At 64.4% G+C, this 19,220-nt stretch carries 17 protein-coding genes; 14 read left to right on the top strand and 3 right to left on the bottom strand.

Annotated features, from left to right (window positions below):
• Positions 1-342: 342 nt before the first annotated feature.
• The gene (locus CCR84_RS08635) at positions 343-1,239 is read right to left on the bottom strand and encodes a LysR family transcriptional regulator (RefSeq protein ID WP_201211397.1); all 897 of its coding nucleotides are present in this window, start codon (positions 1,237-1,239) and stop codon (positions 343-345) included.
• A gap of 178 nt (positions 1,240-1,417) precedes the next feature.
• Here CCR84_RS08635 and CCR84_RS08630 point away from each other — a divergent pair, with 178 nt between their 5' ends.
• The 3 genes from CCR84_RS08630 to CCR84_RS08620 all read left to right on the top strand — a co-directional run bounded on the left by CCR84_RS08630 (position 1,418) and on the right by CCR84_RS08620 (position 4,009).
• The gene (locus CCR84_RS08630; RefSeq protein WP_201211396.1) at positions 1,418-1,999 is read left to right on the top strand and encodes a NapC/NirT family cytochrome c; all 582 of its coding nucleotides are present in this window, start codon (positions 1,418-1,420) and stop codon (positions 1,997-1,999) included.
• A gap of 53 nt (positions 2,000-2,052) precedes the next feature.
• Positions 2,053-2,841 carry a DOMON domain-containing protein gene (locus CCR84_RS08625; RefSeq protein WP_201211394.1) on the top strand — a complete coding sequence of 263 codons (789 nt, stop codon included), beginning with the start codon at positions 2,053-2,055 and terminating at the stop codon, positions 2,839-2,841.
• A gap of 76 nt (positions 2,842-2,917) precedes the next feature.
• Positions 2,918-4,009 carry a glycerol dehydrogenase gene (locus tag CCR84_RS08620; protein ID WP_201211392.1) on the top strand — a complete coding sequence of 364 codons (1,092 nt, stop codon included), beginning with the start codon at positions 2,918-2,920 and terminating at the stop codon, positions 4,007-4,009.
• Positions 4,010-4,014: 5 nt separating this feature from the next.
• Here CCR84_RS08620 and CCR84_RS08615 read toward each other — a convergent pair whose 3' ends face one another.
• On the bottom strand, positions 4,015-4,185 hold the full coding sequence (locus CCR84_RS08615) for a hypothetical protein (protein ID WP_201211390.1): 171 nt from the start codon (positions 4,183-4,185) through the stop codon (positions 4,015-4,017).
• A gap of 150 nt (positions 4,186-4,335) precedes the next feature.
• Positions 4,336-5,328, bottom strand: coding sequence for an Abi family protein (locus CCR84_RS08610; protein ID WP_201211388.1), 993 nt, complete (start codon positions 5,326-5,328; stop codon positions 4,336-4,338).
• Positions 5,329-5,689: 361 nt separating this feature from the next.
• On the opposite strand from CCR84_RS08610, the gene cas3g reads away from it, so the two are divergent.
• The 11 genes from cas3g to CCR84_RS08555 all read left to right on the top strand — a co-directional run bounded on the left by cas3g (position 5,690) and on the right by CCR84_RS08555 (position 18,921).
• Complete coding sequence (cas3g, locus tag CCR84_RS08605; RefSeq protein ID WP_201211386.1) at positions 5,690-9,373, top strand: type I-G CRISPR-associated helicase/endonuclease Cas3g; 3,684 nt, start codon at positions 5,690-5,692, stop codon at positions 9,371-9,373.
• Entirely contained in the window at positions 9,346-10,422 is a 1,077-nt protein-coding gene (gene cas7g / locus CCR84_RS08600; protein WP_201211385.1) for a type I-G CRISPR-associated RAMP protein Csb1/Cas7g, read from the top strand. Before cas3g ends, cas7g begins: the two co-directional genes overlap by 28 nt.
• A complete protein-coding gene (gene csb2, locus CCR84_RS08595) occupies positions 10,422-11,828 on the top strand; it encodes a type I-G CRISPR-associated protein Csb2 (RefSeq protein WP_201211384.1) in 1,407 nt (468 codons plus the stop codon). Before cas7g ends, csb2 begins: the two co-directional genes overlap by 1 nt.
• A 953-nt stretch (positions 11,829-12,781) precedes the next feature.
• Entirely contained in the window at positions 12,782-13,921 is a 1,140-nt protein-coding gene (gene bzdN / locus CCR84_RS08590; protein WP_201211383.1) for a benzoyl-CoA reductase, bzd-type, subunit N, read from the top strand.
• Positions 13,922-13,945: 24 nt separating this feature from the next.
• On the top strand, positions 13,946-15,256 hold the full coding sequence (gene bzdO, locus CCR84_RS08585) for a benzoyl-CoA reductase, bzd-type, subunit O (protein ID WP_201211382.1): 1,311 nt from the start codon (positions 13,946-13,948) through the stop codon (positions 15,254-15,256).
• Between the two features lie 16 nt (positions 15,257-15,272).
• Positions 15,273-16,070 (top strand): acyl-CoA dehydratase activase, encoded by a 798-nt coding sequence (locus tag CCR84_RS08580; RefSeq protein ID WP_201211381.1) that lies wholly within the window; start codon positions 15,273-15,275, stop codon positions 16,068-16,070.
• Positions 16,071-16,093: 23 nt separating this feature from the next.
• A complete protein-coding gene (bzdQ, locus tag CCR84_RS08575; protein ID WP_201211380.1) occupies positions 16,094-17,005 on the top strand; it encodes a benzoyl-CoA reductase, bzd-type, subunit Q in 912 nt (303 codons plus the stop codon).
• A gap of 64 nt (positions 17,006-17,069) precedes the next feature.
• Positions 17,070-17,354, top strand: a complete 285-nt coding sequence (locus CCR84_RS08570; protein ID WP_201211378.1) for a ferredoxin — start codon at positions 17,070-17,072, stop codon at positions 17,352-17,354.
• 10 nt (positions 17,355-17,364) lie between these two features.
• Complete coding sequence (locus tag CCR84_RS08565) at positions 17,365-17,730, top strand: hypothetical protein (RefSeq protein WP_201211377.1); 366 nt, start codon at positions 17,365-17,367, stop codon at positions 17,728-17,730.
• A 73-nt stretch (positions 17,731-17,803) separates the two neighbouring features.
• A complete protein-coding gene (locus CCR84_RS08560; RefSeq protein ID WP_201211375.1) occupies positions 17,804-18,256 on the top strand; it encodes a GNAT family N-acetyltransferase in 453 nt (150 codons plus the stop codon).
• Positions 18,257-18,279: 23 nt separating this feature from the next.
• A complete protein-coding gene (locus CCR84_RS08555) occupies positions 18,280-18,921 on the top strand; it encodes a CehA/McbA family metallohydrolase (RefSeq protein ID WP_201211373.1) in 642 nt (213 codons plus the stop codon).
• Positions 18,922-19,220: the final 299 nt, after the last annotated feature.

The following is a 19,220-nucleotide window of genomic DNA, read 5'->3' as shown; positions in this document are numbered from 1 at the left end:
CAGAGGGGGCGGGTCGGGACCGACGAGGCCCGGACCAGGTAGATCCCGGAGCCGGGAGCGGGTGAGGCCTCCGGGTGTCTCTACGAGACGGAAGACGATCTTGGCGAGTGCGCGTTCGACATGGACGAACCGGCAGGACGGCTGCGTGTGCGGCAGGCTTACCTGCTCAAGGTCTGGCCGTCCGCCATCGGGAGCAAGCCTCACGCGTCGTCAAGCACATCGCAATCGATGCATTCGACATCGTTACCGTTATAGCACGTGAGCATTTGCAGCGTGCCGGAGACTGCCAATCCTGGGGACAGGGCAGCAGCAAGGTCGGATCGGTGGCCTGTCCACGAAGCTTCATGCGCGCGCAGGGGCGCCGAGCCGCTCGCTCAGGAACTCGATGAAGCGTTGCGTCTTCGCCGGCAAGAGGCGCGTCTCGGTCATTGCATAGACAGGGACCAGCGGCCCCTGCCAGCCAGGCAGGATTCGCCGCAGGCGCCCGTGGTCGAGGTCCTCGGCGGCGATTTCCGCGGGCAGCACGGCTATCCCGAGGTCGAGCGAGGCCAGTCGCCGGATCAATTCGACGCTGTTGAGCTGGAAGCGCCCGCCGACGGCCACTTCCACCGACTCTTCGGCATTGTGCAGCGTCCACAGGTGGGCCTTGGGCAGGCGGTAGCCGAGGCATTCGTGCCGCGCCAGGTCGCGCGGGTGCGCCGGTTCGCCCGATCGTTCGAGATAACGCGGCGAGGCGTAGAGGTAGCAGGGCAGGGTGGCCAGCTGGCGCGCGATCAGCGTCGAGTCCGGCGGGGTGCCCATGCGGATGGCCACGTCGAAGGGTTCGGAGACGAGGTCGACGAGGCGCGGGGTCAGGTCGAGATCGAAGCTGATGCCGGGATGGCGGCAGGCGAATTCCGCGATCAGTGGCGCCAGATAGGTGTTGGCGAAATCCACGGGCAGGGAGGCGCGCAGCACGCCACTCGGCTGCTCCAGCATCTCGCCGAGTTGTTCGTGCGCCAGCTTCGCTTCATCGACAATGCGCTTGCAGCGCTCGAAGTAGATCCGACCGGCCTCGGTCAGTTCGATCTTGCGTGTCGTCCGGCGCAGGAGGCGCAGCCCGATCGCCTTCTCCAGTTCGCCGATGCGCCGCGACAGCGTCGAGTTCGGGATGCCGACGGCCTCGGCAGCGCGGCGGAAACCGCGTGCCTTTACCACTTCGACGAACAGGGCCATGTCGTTGAGAAGTTCCAATTGCATTGCTCCGTCAGTGGATCAATCATTTCGTTTTTAGCTACTTTATCTCGAATCCACTTTGGCCGATGATGTCCCTGGCGCAAACCTCGCCAGCGATCCCGCCAGCGGCGTCCGCCGTTTTCCGGCCCGGCGACGCTGACGAACTCGTGCCGGCAAGGGCTTCACCTGGAGGGCAACGCACATGTTCGCTGAGAAAAACGGTTTCCTGAGCACCCTGCTGCGCCCGTCCGCGCGCTACTCGCTGCTGACCCTGCTCGTCGTCGGTTTCGTCGCCGGCCTCGCCTTCCTCGGCGGCACGCACTGGGCGTTCGAAGTGACCAGTTCGCCCGAGTTCTGCGCCAACGCCTGCCACGAGATGCAGACGGTGGCAGCCGAATACAAGCAAACGGCGCACTACAGCAACCGCACCGGCGTACGTGCCGAGTGCGCCGACTGTCACATCCCGACCCCGCTCGTTCCGAAACTGGAGAAGAAGATCGTCTCGGCCAAGGAGCTGTGGGGCAAGATCACCGGCAGCATCGACACGCCGGAGAAGTTTGCCGCCAGGCGGCTCGAGCTTGCACAACACGAATGGGCGCGCATGAAGGCGACCGACTCGCGCGAATGCCGCGCCTGCCACCAGGTCGACGGCATGTCGGCCGAGCAGCAGACGCCGCGCGCCGCCGCCATGCACGGGATGATCGGCGACGATGGGCGCACCTGCATCGACTGCCACAAGGGCATCGCCCACCAGCTGCCCGAGAACATGCCCGAGGATGAGTGAAGCCGTCCCGGCGCCTGCCCCAGCTGCCGTCCACCCGACCTGAAAGGAGCCCCATGAAACCGACGATCCGCCTCGCCATCAGCCTCCCGCTGGCCGTCGCCAGCGCTGCCGCGTTTGCCGCGCCCGACTGGAGCAAGATCCCGGCGCGCAACATCACGGTTTTTCACGCCGGCGCGACCCCCTTCGAGTGGATCAGCAGCGAGCACCCGGGCGCCAGCGTCGTCAAGGCCGGACAGGCGTGCATCGTCTGCCACGAAACGAAGAAGGGGCTCGACTACACGGCCAAGCGGCTGGCCAAGCACGAACCCGACGCGCAGGCGATGCCGAAAACGGTGAGCTTCCCGGTCAGTGTGCAGGCCGCCGTCGACAAGGGCACGCTCAACGTGCGCCTTTCCTTCACGCCGCCCGCCGACGCCAGGGCCGGCAGCGATGCCGCCAACGAGCTCAAGGCGGCGATCATGCTGCTCGACGACAAGGTGCCGCAGGCCGCGTTGGCGGGCTGCTGGACGAGCTGCCACAAGGACATGCGCGGCATGCCCGGCGGCGACGCGAAGAAGGGCAAGTACGTCAGCGCCGGCAGCTTCGAACTGCTGCAGTGGAAGAGCGGCAAGACTCAGGCGGCGCTGCCGGCCGGGGTCAAGGTCGAAAGCGGCAAGGACGGCGACAAGACCACCGTCACCTTCTCGCGCAAGCTCGGCGGCAGCGTCGTCGAGGGGCGCAGCGTGCCCTTCGGCATCGCCATCCACGCCAACCGTGCCGCCGGCCGCATGCACTACATCTCGCTCGGCTACCGCCTCGGTGTCGGCGGCGCTGCGGGCGAAGTGCAGGCGAAGAAGCTGTAGAGCAGCGCTTCCACAAGGGCGCCACGCTGCGCCCTGGATGCACCAGTCATCCCGCAACCAAGCAAGGAGGAGCATCATGATTACAACTTCCATCTTTCCTGGCCGCTACGTCCAAGGTGCGGGAGCTTTCGCATCCCTCTCGTCTGAAATTGCACGCCTCGGCTCGAAGGCGCTTGCCGTTGTCGATCCGGCGGTGAGTTCCTTCATTGCACCTGCACTGACCAGTTCAAGCGATGTCCAGATCACGATGGAGCCATTTGGTGGTGAATGCAGTGGCATAGAAATCTCACGACTGGTGAAATCTGCCGCTGCCTCTGCTGCGAACGTGATTGTCGGGATCGGCGGAGGCAAGGCACTCGACACGACCAAGGCAGTCGCCTATGAACTTGGTTTGCCTGTCGTGATCGCTCCGACGCTCGCTTCGACCGATGCGCCATGCTCGGCCCTGTCGGTTATTTATACGCCCGAGGGCCAATTCGAACGTTATCTCGTGCTGCCGCACAATCCGAATGTTGTGCTGGTCGACAGCGCCGTAATCGTCAAAGCTCCGGTTCGCTTCCTCGTCTCGGGAATGGGCGATGCGCTCTCCACCGTTTTCGAAGCAGAGGACTGTTTGAAATCAGGTGCCACCAACATGACCGGTCGTGTCGGATCACTCACCGTTCACTCGCTGGCACGCCTGTGTTATGACACGCTCCTGACCTATGGCGCGGCTGCCAAAGCGACGGCAAGCACGGGAAATGTCGACGACGCCGTCGAGAAAATCATTGAGGCGAACACGCTGCTTTCCGGCCTGGGATTCGAGAGCGGTGGCCTATCCGGTGCGCACGCAATTCACAACGGATTAACCGCGCTCGCTCCTACCCATCGCTTCTGGCACGGGGAAAAGGTGGCGATCGGTGCGCAAGCATTGCTCCATTTGACAAGGCGGCCAAAGGAAACCATCGACGCAGTTTACGCATTCTGTGCTTCGGTCGGCCTGCCGATCACGCTCGCCGAGATTGGCCTGGTCGATCCGACCGACGCGGAATTGATGCAGGTTGCCGAATTGGCCTGCGCGCCCGGGGAGACCATTTTCAACGCACCAGTGACCGTAACTCCCGAGGCGGTTCTGGCAGCCATCAAGGCTGCGGATGCGCGCGGTCGGCTGCAAATGCAAGCGCGCTAGCACATTCAATTCAGGGAAAGGATGTTGATTGGCAGAGTCTGATCGATATCCTGTCCCCAAAATCCGACAAGCCCACCGTCACCTTCTCGCGCAAGCTCGGCGGCAGCGTCGTCGAGGGCCGCAGCATGCCCTTCGGCATCGCCATCCACGCCAACCGTGCCGCCGGCCGTATGCACTACATCTCGTTTCAGCCCTTGTCGTACGTCAACGAACCGCCACGGACATTGACGGACAAGGCTGCGAAGCCTACAATTCGCATAACACGGCCCCTCCCGGTGACCCCGCTTCGGCGGGGAAGCTGCTGAGGGGTTTTTTATTGCTTGCGTTCACCATGCGGTCTCCCAACCTGCCGGCGCGCCCATCCCCGCCAAGTTCAGACCAAGGTGGCTCAGATCGGGGAAGGCCAGCAGATGCGTCTTCATCCGCTCTGGCCAACTCGACCGAGGATTGACCACGTTAAGCAGATGCCGGGTGATCTTCAGCAGCAGAAAGCAGCGCGCTCGGGCGTGCGTGTCCGACTCAAACGGAGCGACCCACGGTAACTCAGCGGTCGACGGCAGCTTGGGCTGATCGACGATGTTGCGGTTCCACAAGCGGCTGTGATGCGCGCAGACGTTGCGCAGGTAGTTGAGGCTTCGCAGCCAGGTCGCAAATACGCGACCGTTGCTGACGCCATACTGGTTTGCAATCGTATCCTGCTCGGCCTCGCGCATGCCATTGAATAGCGTCGATAGCGTGCCAAAGTCCCACACCTCGCAAGCTACCCAAATCGCCAGTGGAAAGCCGTACTTGGTCCGGCTGTGGCGCACGAAATCCTCCTTGGATCGGCCAATCAACTGAGCATGCTTGCCCAGCCAGTCGTGATGCCGGGTGACACCAGTGTCCTTATCCAGCTTGGTGCTGAAATCGTGGTGGAACAACTCGGGCTTGAGATAGGCGAACCGGTCGAACTCGCCCAGTGTGTGCGACACATCCACCCGCAGTGCCACCTCGATGCGCTCCAGCGCATCCATCACCAGCAGACGCATCTGCTTGTCGAACACGTAGAGGTCGACGGCGTTTTGAAACGTCGTCCCTGCACGGAAGGCGTCCAGCGCGACCCGTTCCTCGCGCACTTTCTTCGGCTTCCGTCCATGCTCGTCCACCAGGCAGAGTGGTCCGCTTCGCTCGCGAAACGCGAACCAGTAGCCACTCAAGCGGTAGTAGCCGATGCGCTCCAGGTAATCGAGGGCGCGAGCCCTGTCAGTGACGAGCATGCCTCGCCCGATCAACTGGTTCAGTTGATCCGCATAGCTCATCCAGGGTTTGGGGTAGCTCACTCAGTCCCTCCTTCGATGCGGGAGTCGGATTTCTCTATGCCGTCCCTAAACTTGGCGTCAGTTCTCGCATTGTTGCATTGATTGCTGAGCGATGCAGCCCATCGTCATCAAGTGGCCACGGAAGTATTCCGCTATCGCTCTGCAGCCATGGAAGCTGTTGAACAGGTGATGCCGATTCATCCGATCAGGCGACAAGCACATGCGAATTTAGATACCATGGCGATAGCCTTTCGACATCGTCAGCGCCATCACGACGCAACACAAGGGCATCACGTCACTTCTTTTACATAAAGCCACTCGCTGCCGTGCTTGTCTCTGCCAGACGTGACGCCTCGGCGAGTGCCGAGACCCGAAACCGAAAATGACCGTACAAGAGGACTTCTTTTCGCTTCTGCTGCGTAATGTCGGCGTGGCCGCCCCCTACGACTGGCAGCGGGTCGCCTATGAGCGCTGCTGCGCTGGTGACGTGCCGGCGCAAATCAAGGTTCCGACTGCCGCCGGCAAGACGATGCTGCTCGCCGCTTTCGTCGCGGCACTGGCGACACAGGCACGCTCGGGCGGCGCCGCTGTTTCCCTGCCGCGACGGCTGGTGCATGTCGTCAACCGACGTGTGCTCGTCGACGAAGCCAGCAACCTCGCCGAACGCATCAGTCTGGCGCTGACGACGGTCCCGGAACTCGCTCCGATCCGTCAGGCGCTGTCGAGTCTGTCTGCGACAGGCAAGCCTCTCGTCGTCTCGCGCTTGCGCGGTGGTCTTGCCGATAGCGGCGAGTGGAGTCTCGATCCATCGACGCCTGCCATCATCCTCGCGACGCCCGACATGCTCGGCAGCCGTCTGCTCTTTCGTGGCTACGGCGTCGGTCGCTCGCGCAGCGCCACTCACGCCGGACTGCTTGGCTGCGACACGCTCGTCGTTCATGACGAGGCGCATTTGGCGCCGGCTTTCACTCGTCTCCTGCGCCAGGTCGAAACGCTTGCCGCGGATGACGCAAGGCGTATCGGCCGCCCGCCGCTGCGCGTGATCGAGATGACGGCGACGCTTTCTCCCGGGAACAGCTCGCGACCGCTCGTCTGCGATGTCACTGCCGACGCCGCACTCGCCGCGCGCATGTCTGCGTGCAAGCACCTCGAACTGGTGGACGTCGGCGCGACCGCGGAACCGGCCGCCAAGCCCCTGCGTGCGATCGAGGAAATGATCGGCACGCTGGCGCTCGAACAGCGCGATGCCAACCGCGCCGTCGCCATCTTCGTCAGCAGCCCGGGTTCTGCCGAGCGGATCGCCAGTCGACTGATCAAGAAGGGCATTCCCCCTGAGCGAGTAGTCACGCTGACGGGAACGATGCGTGGCTACGAGCGGGCTGCCCTCGCCGACAGCGAGGCATTTCGGCGCTTCCTTCCCGGACCTGAGCGCAGCACTGACGGCAGCGCCTACTTCATCGCCACGGCAGCAGGGGAGATCGGTCTGGATATCGACGCCGATCTCGGGCTGTTCGACCTTAGTACCCTCGACCGACTGATCCAGCGAGCCGGACGGATCAATCGCCGAGGCATCGACGAAGCCAGCATCCGGGTCGTTCACGCCGGCGGTGCTGACCTTCCGGCAGCCATCCGTGAGCGCGCGCAGGCCGCGCTCGCAATCCTGCACAGGTTGGCGACGCAAGCCGCAACGCCATTGGCTGACGATGAGGATGGAGCCACCCCAAGCGCAGTCGACAGCAAGGCATCAGGCTTCACCGAGACCCCGACGACAACTGTTAGCAAAGCCCTCACCATCGATGCCAGCCCGCTCGCACTGAGCCGGCTTTGCGATTTGCCCGACTACCCGCAGGCGATCGAAGCGGCACCCGCAACGCGCGCGCTCGAGCCGGCGATCATCGAACTGCTGGCGATGACGAGCCTGCGTCTGGACGAAGTCGGCTGCCCGGCGCCAGAGGTATTCATCCACGGCATCGTCGAAGACCGGGCCGAAATCCGCCTTGCCTGGCGGCAACTGCCGCGCTCCGGCAGCGACCTCGCTGCATGGCTCGATGCCTGGCCGATCGCCGCCGATGAAATGGCCAGATTGCCGCTTGAGGAAGCCCGGCGCCTCCTGTTGACGCGACTGATGGCCTATCGCGAAAGCGGTGACGACATTCTCGCCATCGCCCTCGACGCACAAGGACTGCCCCAGGCGAAAAACCCTTTCCTCACCGCCGACATGAACATCAGCCGCTGGCTCTACCGCCTGCGGCCGGAGAGCACTGTTCTGCTGCCGACGAGCGCCGGCGGACTGACGACCCCACATGGCATTCCCTCGCCCTACGCCGACACGCTCGTCACCGATGTCTCTGCCGAATTCACCGACCCCGGAGGCATCGAGCGCGCAGCTGTGCAGTCCTTTGCCGTGACTTGTCTGCGCGATGACGAAGCCTGCCAATGGCGCTGCGGCGACCAACTCGCGCCCCGCCTCGACGATCTGCTCGAAAAGCTTGCCGACGGACACGACATCGTTTTCCACGACGCACCGAGTAGCATCGATGGCCTGCAATGGTCGGGGACGATCCGCGTCTGGCTCGGGCGGCGTGGCCTGCATTCCGCCGACAGCGGCGAGCAAGCGTCGCTGATCGGACGCGACCGGCTGCTCGACGAACACCTCGAACTCGCCGGACGCGCCGCTCGCCGTCTCGCCGAGCGACTGGCGCTGCCGCGGGAAATCACCAACGCATCCATTCGCTCCGCAGCAACGCACGATCGCGGCAAGGCGGTGCCACGCTGGCAAAGAGCGATCGGCAATCCCGACCCCGACCGTCTGCTCGGGAAATCAGCGCGTTCTGCCTTCGATCAGCGCATCAATGACGGCTACCGGCACGAACTCGGCACACTTGCCGAAGGCGGCGAACTGATCTCCTCGTTGAGCCCTCTCGAACGTCACCTCGTCGCCGCGCATCACGGCTGGAGCCGCCCCGGTTTCCGCGACGCCGCGCTCGACAAGCCGGGCTGCCGACCTGCGGCAAAGGCCAGCGCGGAAAGCTTCGCCTTGCTCGGTCGGAAGCTCGGACCGTGGGCGCTCTGCTACCTCGAAGCGCTGGTGAAAACTGCCGACATCCTGGCCGAAGTTCTCGACGACCCGGAGGCGGACCCCGACAAGGACTTGCACAGCGCTGTCCCCGCGCTGGCCAGCGAGCCGCCGCTGGTGCTCCCGCCAGCCCGGACATCCGCCGATGCGTTCCCCGCACCGGCGCGCAGCACAGAAGTCGCCTTCCGTCTCCCCGTTGATGTTCACAACTTCGGCGAGTACCTCGCTGCCCTCGGTCTGGCGTCGCTGCTCGACCACTGCGGCGACGAGACGAGACTTGGCTGGGAGGAGGGCCATTTCGTGATTGGCGGTGTCGATGGCGAGCGCGTCGGCCAGGCCCTGCAATTGCTGCAAGGTGCTCGCGTCCAGCTCGACGAGCAAGCCACCACCGGACGAGCGCAAGACGACAGTTACCCGCCGCTGCAACTCGTCCTCGCCGACGGTTCCGTCATCGCCCTCAATCACTGGCTCGACGAACGCCTCCTGGACTATTCCGGTTGGAAGCTCGGCGCAGGCCGCACCAGCGCCATCACCACGCTCGAAAGCGTCGTCCGCTCCTGCGCCAAACTGCGTGCCATGGCCGATTTCGAACCCGCTTCGCTCTTCGCCGTGGGCGGCGATCGCGTCGCCGCCGACGCCAGCAAGTTCCGTTTCGACGCGGCCACCAGCTGGTCCGCGCGCGACGCCGGCTTCTCGCTCAACGAGGATGACGCCTTCAAGAGCACGCGACCCTGGGTCGAACTCCTCGCCGCGCTCGGTCTGCAACGCTTCTTCGTGCCGCCCGCCGACGCCGTTCCCGGCTACTACACCTGGCGCGGACTGTTGCCGCCGACGCTCGCACTGGTCGCGGCGAAAGGCCTGCTACCCGAATCGGCTCAGGGGTTCCGGCCCGTGATCGAAGCCAGCGGCAAGATGAAAGACGTATTCACCTCCCAACCCCTCTTCAGCGAAAGGAAGCCCTCATGTCCGGCCAATCTGCGAATCGTGTGAGCGATCCGCTGTACGACCTGCTGCACAACCCGCATGCCGTCGCGCTCGTCTCCCGCCAGCAACTGCGTCCGGTTGAAGGCGAGGGTACGCCAGTCTTTCCGCCGACCTATCTTGGCAGCAACGACAACCCCACCTACTGCATCAGTCCGCTCGGCGGCGAGCGCAACCTCTGCGTCGTTGACTCGGTGCAGTCGCAAGCCAACCGTGTCGAACAGGTCTTCCTGCAGCCCCCCTACCGCGCGCTGGTGCGGGAGGTGAGTGTCACTGCCCGCCTCGCCAACCAGGAATCGCGCACGCTCGACATGCTCGAACTCGGGCACCGGCTGGCCGACGCCGCGGTCGCCTTCTCGACGCTGGCGGGCGAAGCCAGCGCCGCCCTGCGCTCCTTCAAGGAAGGCCCCGACCAGATCGCCAAGCTATCGCCGATGAGCCTGCTGCTCGGCCTGTGGGAAAGCCGCGGTGAAGACAGCCAGTTGAAGATTCCGCGCGCCTTCTCCGCCAGCATCAGCGCACGCGATGTCCGCCAACTGCGCCGGATGGCGACCTTCACCGGCTCGTTCTGGTCACGCGATCTCGGCCTTGAAGGCAAGCACTCTGCCGAAGGACTCGATCCCGTGCCGGCAGGCGAAGCACTGGGCGGCGTCATCGCCGATGGCGAGATCGTACGTACCGCAACGCTCAACCTGATCGCGCTGCGCCAGAACTGCAAGGTCGGCAGCGAGCCGGCGAGCGCCGCCGCACGTTACATCGCCAGCCTCGGCCTCGTCGCACTCACCCTGCCACCCTATGGCTTCCTGCGCCAGGGCTGCCTCCTCGTCGGCGCCGGGCCGGTCGAACTCAAGCTCATCGCTCGCGACGGCAGCGAAACAGCGTTCGCGCTAACCCACGACGAAGCGCTCGTCATCGCGCAGGCAGCGGCGACCGCCTTCGGCGTACATCTGCTTGAGCCAAAGCGAGCCGAGTTTGACACCAGCCGGGTGACGAGCGCCAAAGCGGCCAAGGAAAAGCCAGTCAAGCCGGCCAAAGATACTCCGGCAAAAGGCAAGTGATGTCTGCAGAAAGCGACTTCCTCGTTCTCGAAGCGCGCTTCGTCGCCGGTACCTACGGCGGAATCGAATGGCCGCCATCGCCGTTCCGCCTGCTACAGGCGATCGTCGCCGGCTGCCGGGGGATCGATGCGGCCGGTCTCGACTGGCTCGAACGGCAACTGCCACCCCTGATCCTGGCCTGTGATGAGCCGGCAGTGGTGCGCTTTCGCCGCTCGATCCCCAACAACGCCGATCCGCGCAAACCGAATTCAGCATTTTCGATGCGCAGTATCCATCTGCGTCGCGTCGAACAGCCGGTGCGCTACATCTTCCCGATCTGCGCCGCCGACCGTAGCGCCGCGCTGATGCTGATCGCCGCCGCGGAAGAGGTGCATACGCTCGGTGTCGGCGAGGACATGTGCGTACTGCGCGGCGAGATCGTCGGCACTCCGCCGCAGAGCGACGCGATCAACCGGCTGTGGCAAGCGCAGGCGAGTGGTGGCATTCGCCGCTCGGGCGAGGTGCTGCTGCGCGTCCCGGTCGCCGGCTCGCTCGCCTCGCTGGAGCGCCGCTTTCAGGCCTTCCAGCGACGCCTCAACGCGGGTGAAGAAGGTTACGCCAGACCGGTCACCCCACCGGCGTTGCATCGCGTCGTCGCCTACCGGCCGAGCGATCAGTCGCCGCGCAGCGCCTACCTCGCCTTCAAACTCCTTCAACCGGACGATGATGCAGCCTGCCGGCGCTTTCACCCCGAAGACGCGGTCGTTGTCGGCGGCATGCTGAGGCACGCAGCTATGCGCCTCGCCGACAGAGAAGCGCCGGCGCTGTCGGATTTCGCCGCTGGCTACGCGCCTCAACAAGACGCAGAGCGGCGTCTCTCCTGGGTTCCCGTTCCCTCGGTCGGCCACCAGCACGCCGATGGCCTGATCAGGCGTGCGCTGTGGGTTGCTCGCGCTGTCGACGCGGACGCGCTCGGCCAGCTGGCGGCAGCGATTCCGGCTGACGGCTTGAGTCTGATTGATGCCGCCAGCGGCGAATGCGTCGCCCGCGCGCTGCCGGTCGATCCTGGCGAAGAACCGGTGCTCGGCCATCTCGAAGGTCCGGCCCGCGACTGGGTCAGCATCACGCCGCTGATCCTTCCCGGCGATTATGGCGGAGGCAACATCCGTCTGATGACCCGCCTGCTGCACAAGGCAGTCCGCGAGGCCGGAATCGATGTCGGACTGCTTGAGCAGGTCGAGTTTTCCAAGACCGGGTTCCTGCGCCAAGCCGCACGGTTGAGCGAAGTCAGGCTCAAGGACTGGAAAGCGAAGAACCTCATCCTCTACCATGTGCGACTTCGCTTCCGCACCGCGCTGCACGGGCCGATCGTCCTCGGCCGCGGCCGGCACTACGGCCTCGGCCTGATGTGCGCGGACCTGAAGTGACGGCGAAGCAGTGGGGGTTTCGCGATATGCGAAATACGCGGCCAATCAGTGGCTTGGCACGCCGAACGCCGTGCCAGGCCCGAGTGCTGCCGCGAGCGACCGGAGGTTCGCGGATCCTGTCTGAAAAAACCAGCTACCTGAGAGAGTTGCAGGAGGGCTGCAGCACTCGCCCCGGAAGGGGCGACTTCGTTGAAGGAGCTCCAGTTCGCGCAGCCGCAGCCCGTACTCGCCCGCAGCACTCGCCCCGGAAGGGGCGACTTCGTTGAAGGATCACCAGCATCGTGAGCCGGGCCTCGAGCGTCGCGCAGCACTCGCCTCGGAAGGGGCGACTTCGTTGAAGGGACCGGATACCGGATCGGTTCAGGGGGCCAGTCGGTGGCAGCACTCGCCCCGGAAGGGGCGACTTCGTTGAAGGGCGCAACTCGGCGAACTGCTGGCAGCGCCGGACGACGCAGCACTCGCCCCGGAAGGGGCGACTTCGTTGAAGGTGCAGGGATCAACTGCAGGACTTCGGCTTCCAGGGCAGCACTCGCCTCGGAAGGGGCGACTTCGTTGAAGGAACGCCATGATCGACACGGCGATCGAGGCGGGGATCATGCAGCACTCGCCCCAGACGGGGCGACTTCGTTGAAGCGGCTTGGAAAGTCTCCTGCCCTGAACCCGCTTCTCCTCCATCCATAGCGCCGATCGACGGCGTGTCGGTCCCCGGTCCGCCCGGCGCACCATGAAACCGGACGGCAAGGTATCCCTGGCGTCATGCGCGTCGCACGGAGGTATCTCCGCACCCGGCCCGCTCCCGCCTTTCCGCCATCATTTTTCGCGACTTGCTCTGGATCAAGGAAACGCCGCCTCATGCTCTCTAGAGTGCACTTTAATGCATCAAGAGAACTATGTTGCATTTCACGCCGGGGAACACCGGCGCCGACTGACTCTGTGTAGGAGGAGATTTCCTGATGAGCGATGGTTTGTTTGATCAGTTCAAGCACTGGTACGAGAAGCGGCATGAGTATGCACGCGAATGGAAGCTGCGCACAGGGGGGCAGGTGGTGGCGACGATGTGCACCTACACGCCCGAGGAACTGCTGATCGCCGCCGGCATGCTGCCGGTGCGCGTGCTCGGCGCGCACGAGCCGCAGAACGTCACCGAGCCGCACATCTTCGGCATGTTCTGTCCGTTCTGCCGCGACTCGCTGGCGCAGGGCCTGCTCGGCCGCTTCGACTACGCCGACGGTGTCACGCTGACGCAGTCGTGCATCCAGTATCGCCAGGCGTTCAATTCGTGGCGCATGCACGTGCCGACGGTACAGTGGGACTACTACCTGCCGATGCCGAACGAGGTGCAGTCGAGCCATGCGCGCGCCGCGCACTATGCCGAGGTGCAGAGCTTCCGCAGCTTCCTCGAGACCCTGACCGGCAATAAGCTCAGCGACGAGAAGCTGCACGAGGCGATCGCGGTGGTCGACGAGAACCGTCGCCTGCTGCGCGAGCTGTTCGAGTACCGCAAGGAGACCGACCCCAAGGTGACCGGCGTCGAGGCGCTCTACGCCAGCCTGACCGCGCAGTTCGTCGACAAGCGCGAGCACAACGAGGCGCTGAAGAAGGTCCTCGCGGCGCTGCCCAAACGCAAGCTGAACCGTCCCGAAGGCATCCGCTTCATGACCATCGGCTCGGAGAACGACGACGTCGCCTTCATGAGCATGGTCGAGTCGGTCGGTTCGACGATCGTCATCGACGACCAGTGCTCGGGGACGCGCTACTTCTGGAACGAGTCGAAGAAGGACGCCGACCCGATCAAGGCAATCGCCGACCGCTATTGCGACCGCCCGGCCTGCCCGACCAAAGACTACCCGAGCCACACGCGCTTCGACCACGTGCTCGGCCTGGCGAAGGAGTTCAACGCGCGCGCGGCGATCTTCCTGCAACAGAAGTTCTGCGACCCGCACGAGGGCGACTACCCGGATCTCAAGCGCCACTTGGAGGAAAACGGCATCCCCACGCTGTTCCTCGAATTCGACATCACCAACCCGATCGGCCCGTTCCGCATCCGCGTCGAGGCCTTCCTCGAGACGCTGACCGAAGACGAACTGTTCTGACCGGCACAAGGAGAGAGACAAGACATGAACGCACCTGCGAAATACCCGACCGAGCCGCTCAAGCTCTGGAAGAAGGCCAAGGAACTGCGCGAGCAGTACTACCTGAACTACGCCAAGGCCAAGGAGAAGGGCGGCCTGCGCTGGTCCGGATCGGCCTGGGCGCTCGACGCGCTGCCTGCCGGTCTCGGCGAGGACGTGCATTCGCTGACCGGCGAACCCTACGCCGCTTCGGTCTCGGCTGACCGCAAGTTCGCCAAGGAGTGCATGGACGCCGCCGAAGCCTACGGCTTTGCGCGTGACCTCTGTTCGTACATGCGCATCTACTGGGGGGGCATGCATCTGAACAAGTACCTATTCGGCGGCGAGTTTCCGAAGCCCGACTTCATCTTCCAGACGCAGATCTGCTGCTCGCACTCGAAGTGGTACCAGCACGTCGCCAAGGAAGAGAAGGTGCCGCAGTTCTACGTCGATGTCGGCGTCGGCCCATACAAGGACATGACCGATGCGCGCCTCGACTACGTCGTCGGCCAGCTGAACGAGGGCATCGAGTTCCTCGAGAAGTCCACCGGCCGCAAGTTCGACGACGAGCTGTTCATCAAGGCGGTCAAGAACGAGATGCGTTCGACCAGCCGCTGGGCCGACATCTGCGCGCTGAACAAGGTGAAGCCGGCGCCGCTCGACGAGAAGACGATGTACTCGCTCTACGTGCTGGCGACGCTGGCGAAGTCCTCGCAGTGGTGCGCCGACTTCTACGACGAGCTGTACGAGGAAGTGAAGGACCGCGTCGCGCGCGGCATCGCTGCGGTTCCCAACGAGAGCTGCCGGATGATGTCGGACACGCAGCCGCCCTGGTCCTTCCTCAAGATCTTCCGCTACCTCGAAAGCTACGGCGCCGTCTCGATCGGCTCGCTGTACACCTTCGCCCTCGAAGGCATCTGGGAAGACAAGGAAGACGGCTCCTGGGGCGGGCGCACGCTGCCCTGGCACAAGGGCATCGAGATCAACGACCGGCAGACGGCGCTGCGCCTCTACGCCGACTGGAACCTCTCCAAGCCGCAGTGGCAGCACTTCTACGACCCGCGCCTGAAGACCGAGATGATGCTGCGCATCGTCAGGGAATGGCAGGTCGATGGCGTCATGCTGCACCTCAACCGCGGTTGCGAGGGGCTGTCGCTGGGGATCATGGAAAACCGCCTCGGCATCGCCAAGGCCGGCGTTCCGGTGATGACCTTCGAAGGGAACATGGGCGACGAACGCGAGTTCGACGAAGTGCGCACGCAAGCGCGCGTCGATGCCTTCATGGAACAACTCGGCCTGCGTCGCAAGGCCGCTTGATAGAGGAGAGAGGACAATGATCACTGCTGGTATCGACATGGGTTCGCGCAGCGTCAAGGTGGTGCTGCTGGAGAAGAGCAAGGGCGACAAGCCTTATGCGCTGAAGCACGCCCACCTGATGCTGCCCGGTGAGCTCGACGCCGATGAGGCCGCCGAGAAGGCCTTCGACGAGGCGCTCGCCGCCGCCGGCCTCGGCCGCAGCGACGTCAAGGCGGTCTTCGCCACCGGCGCCGGCCGCAAGCAGGTCGCCTTCGCCAGCGAAGGCATCACCGAGATGAGCGCCGGTGCCAAGGGCGCCAACTTCATGTTTCCGAACGCACGCACCGTGGTCGACGTCGGCGCCGAGGAAGGCCGCGGCATCAAGACCGACGCCGAGGGCCGCGCGATCGACTTCGCCGGCAACGAGAAGTGCGCCGCCGGCGCCGGTTCGTTCGCCGAGGCAATGTCGCGTGCGCTGCAGCTCTCGCTCAAGGACTTCGGCGCTGCCAGCCTGAAGTCCGAGCGCACGATCCCGATGAACGCGCAATGCACGGTCTTCGCCGAGTCGGAAGTCGTCTCGCTGATCCACTCCTCGACGCCGAAGGAAGACATCGCCAAGGCCGTGCTCGACGCCGTCGCCAGCCGTGTCTGCGCGATGGTCCGCCGCGTCGGCATCGAAGGCGAAGTCGTCCTCATCGGCGGCATGGTGCACAACGAAGGCTTCGTCCAGTCGCTGAAGACGGCGATGGACGTCGACCAGGTCTCCCTGCCCGAACACCCCGAATACATCAGCGCCCTCGGCTGCGCCCTGATCGCCGCCGAACGCCTGCACTGAACGAATCCCAAGGAGCGAACAACATGAATGCAGAAGTCAAGGCCGCAGTCGCCCCCGAGAAGAAGGAATTCTGGCGCTGGCAGGAGAACACCTGGTTCGACGAGAGCAGGAACTGGCGTGATGGCAGCATCGTCACCTGCGGCATCGACGTTGGCTCGGTGTCGTCGCAGGCGGTGCTGGTCGTCGATGGCGAGCTCTACGGCTACAACAGCATGCGCACCGGCAACAACTCGCCCGACTCGGCGAAGAACGCGCTGCAGGGGATCATGGACAAGATCGGCATGAAGCTCGAGGACATCGACTATGTCGTCGGCACCGGCTACGGTCGCGTCAATGTCCCGTTCGCGCACAAGGCGATCACCGAGATCGCCTGCCACGCGCGCGGCGCCAACTACATGGGCGGCAACCAGGTGCGCACCATCCTCGACATGGGCGGCCAGGACTGCAAGGCGATCCACTGCGACGACAAGGGCAAGGTCACCAACTTCCTGATGAACGACAAGTGCGCCGCCGGTACCGGCCGCGGCATGGAAGTCATCTCCGACCTGATGCAGATCCCGATCGCCGAACTCGGACCGCGCTCCTTCGAGGTCGACGAAGAGCCGGAAGCCGTCTCCTCGGTCTGCGTCGTCTTCGCCAAGTCGGAAGCGCTGGCACTGCTCAAGGCCGGCTACACCAAGAACAAGGTAATCGCCGCCTACTGCCAGGCGATGGCCGAGCGCGTCGTCTCGCTGCTCGAACGCATCGGCGTCGAGGAGGGCTTCTTCATCACCGGCGGCATCGCCAAGAACCCCGGCGTCGTCCGCCGCATCGAGAAGCTGCTCGGCATCAAGGCGCTCGACACCAAGATCGACAGCCAGATCGCCGGTGCGCTCGGTGCCGCGCTGTTCGGCCACACGCTGATGCAGAAGCAGGGCGCGAAGAAGGCCGCCTGAGTGACACGCACTGCCGGGGCGATCGCCCCGGCAGGCGGCGCCCCAACAGAAGAGGAGTGAGCAGATGATTGCCAACTACGGTTACAAGGACGGCTCCGGCGACTACTACATCAGCATCGACACCGACAAGTGCATCGATTGCGCCGCCGACCGCGCCTGCCAGACCGCCTGCCCGAAAGAGATGTTCGAGACGATCACCGACGACTACGACGACGAAGTGACCTGGGTCAAGCGTGCCAACTGCCGCACGCTGGCTTACGACTGCACCGAGTGCAAGCCGGCCGGCGGCTACACGAGCCTGCCCTGTACCAGCGCCTGCACGCCGGGTGCGATCAGGCACTCGTGGTGAGGAGAAGCGCATGAGCAGAGTGAGCATCCCCATCGTCGCCGCCAGCGGCTGTGGTTCTCGTGCCGCGCAGTCGTCGTGCTCTTCGGGCTCGTGCAGTTCGTGCGCGCCTGCTGCGGCGAACGACGATCCGGTCTCCCGGCTGCAAGGCGAGGGCTGGATCCTGCGCACGACGATCGGCGAGCCGCGGCTGTCGGAAGTCGCCGAGAACTACCGCGCGATGGGTTACGAGGTCCATGTCGAGCTGTTCGCCGAACCCGTAGCCGACGGCGGCTGCACCACCTGCTTCGACGCCGCCGACCGCAGCCAGCAGAGCCAGGCCTGGGGCTCGGTCTATGTCCGCCCGGGCCGCCCCGCAGCACACGACGAACTTTTCTAGACGCACTTTCCAGAGACAGCACACACCCACCGGTGTCCGCCCGAGCGCGGCGCCGCCTGAATGGAGAAAGAACATGCCGAGTCAAGAACGCAGCCTGCGCCTCCTCAAGCAGGAAGACCTCGACGCCATCGTCGCCATCGACGAGACCGCCACCGGCAAGAACCGCCGCGAGTACTTCGAGCGGAAGATCGCCAGCATCGTCAGGAACAGGTCCGACATCAACTGCTCGCTGGTCGCCGAAGTCGACGGCAAGGTGGTCGGCTTCGCCATGGGTTACCTGTTCTTCGGTGAATTCGGCATCTCCGACCCGACCGCGACCATCGACGGCATCGGTGTCGCGCCCGAATACCGGCATCACGGCCTCGCTGCCGAGATCGTCGAGCAGTTCGTGATGAACATGAAGGCGGCCGGCGTCAAGAAGATCTACACGCTGGTGAACTGGGAGCAATTCGGTCTGATGAAGTTCTTCGCCGCGCAGAAGTTCGCGCCGTCGAAGAGCGTGAACCTCGAACTCGCGCTGCCCTGAACGAGGAAGGCGCGCCGGCGGCCATGTGGATCGACACGCACTGTCATACGAAGCACTCGTACGACAACTGGCTCGAACCGCTGGACCTGATCCGGCGCGCCAGGGCGCTCGGGCTCGACGGCGTCTGCATCACCGAGCACTACTCTTATGAGGCGTCGGCACCGGTCGAGGCGATCGCGCGTGACGAGGGCTTCCTCGTCCTGCGCGGCGTCGAGATCAGCACCCACCGTGGCCATCTGCTCGCCTTCGGCGTCGAGGACGACGGCTGGAACATCTGGGGGCGCGACAACTACCTGCCGCTGCAGGAAGTCATCGAGCGCATCAATCTGCTCGGCGGCATCTGCATCCCGGCGCATCCGTTCCGCGAGCAGGGGCTCGCCAGCCTGTGCGAGCGGATCCTCGACCTGCAGGGAATCGCCGCCGTCGAGACGCACAACGGCGGCAACAACGACAACGACAACGCGCTCGCCTGGCGCGCGGCCGGGCATCTCGGCCTGCCGACGCTCGGCGGCAGCGATTGCCACAAGCTCGGCGCGGTCGGCCGCTGTGCGACCGAGTTCACGCAGCCGGTGAGCGACATGAGCAGCTTCATCGCCGCGATTCGCGCCGGACAGTGCCGCGGCGATCATTTTCCCGGCTATCCGGGAAACGTGGCGCGGGAATGAACGTGGAAAAAGCAGTTCGCCACGAAATGCACGAAAAATACGAAGTCATTCCAGGCCCAGCCCCAACAGAGGGTAGTCAATGAAAGGGCCTGGTCAATGAACACTGAACGACAGCAACCCTAGGGAAACGCTGAATAAAGCGCCAATCTGAGCCGGTGAGCCTCGCAAATTTCGCGATTGCCTATTTTTTAAGCAAATTATCGGTCAATTTTCCGATTTTTCCCCCTGAATCCGTGCTTTTCAGCCCTTTTTCGCCCCATTTCCCGCGCTCAGGACGCAATTTGCCCGTCGAGCGCCAT

Source organism: Rhodocyclus purpureus, assembly GCF_016653115.1.
Taxonomy (GTDB): Bacteria; Pseudomonadota; Gammaproteobacteria; order Burkholderiales; family Rhodocyclaceae; genus Rhodocyclus; species Rhodocyclus purpureus.
This window is presented reverse-complemented; position numbering and strand designations above follow the sequence as displayed.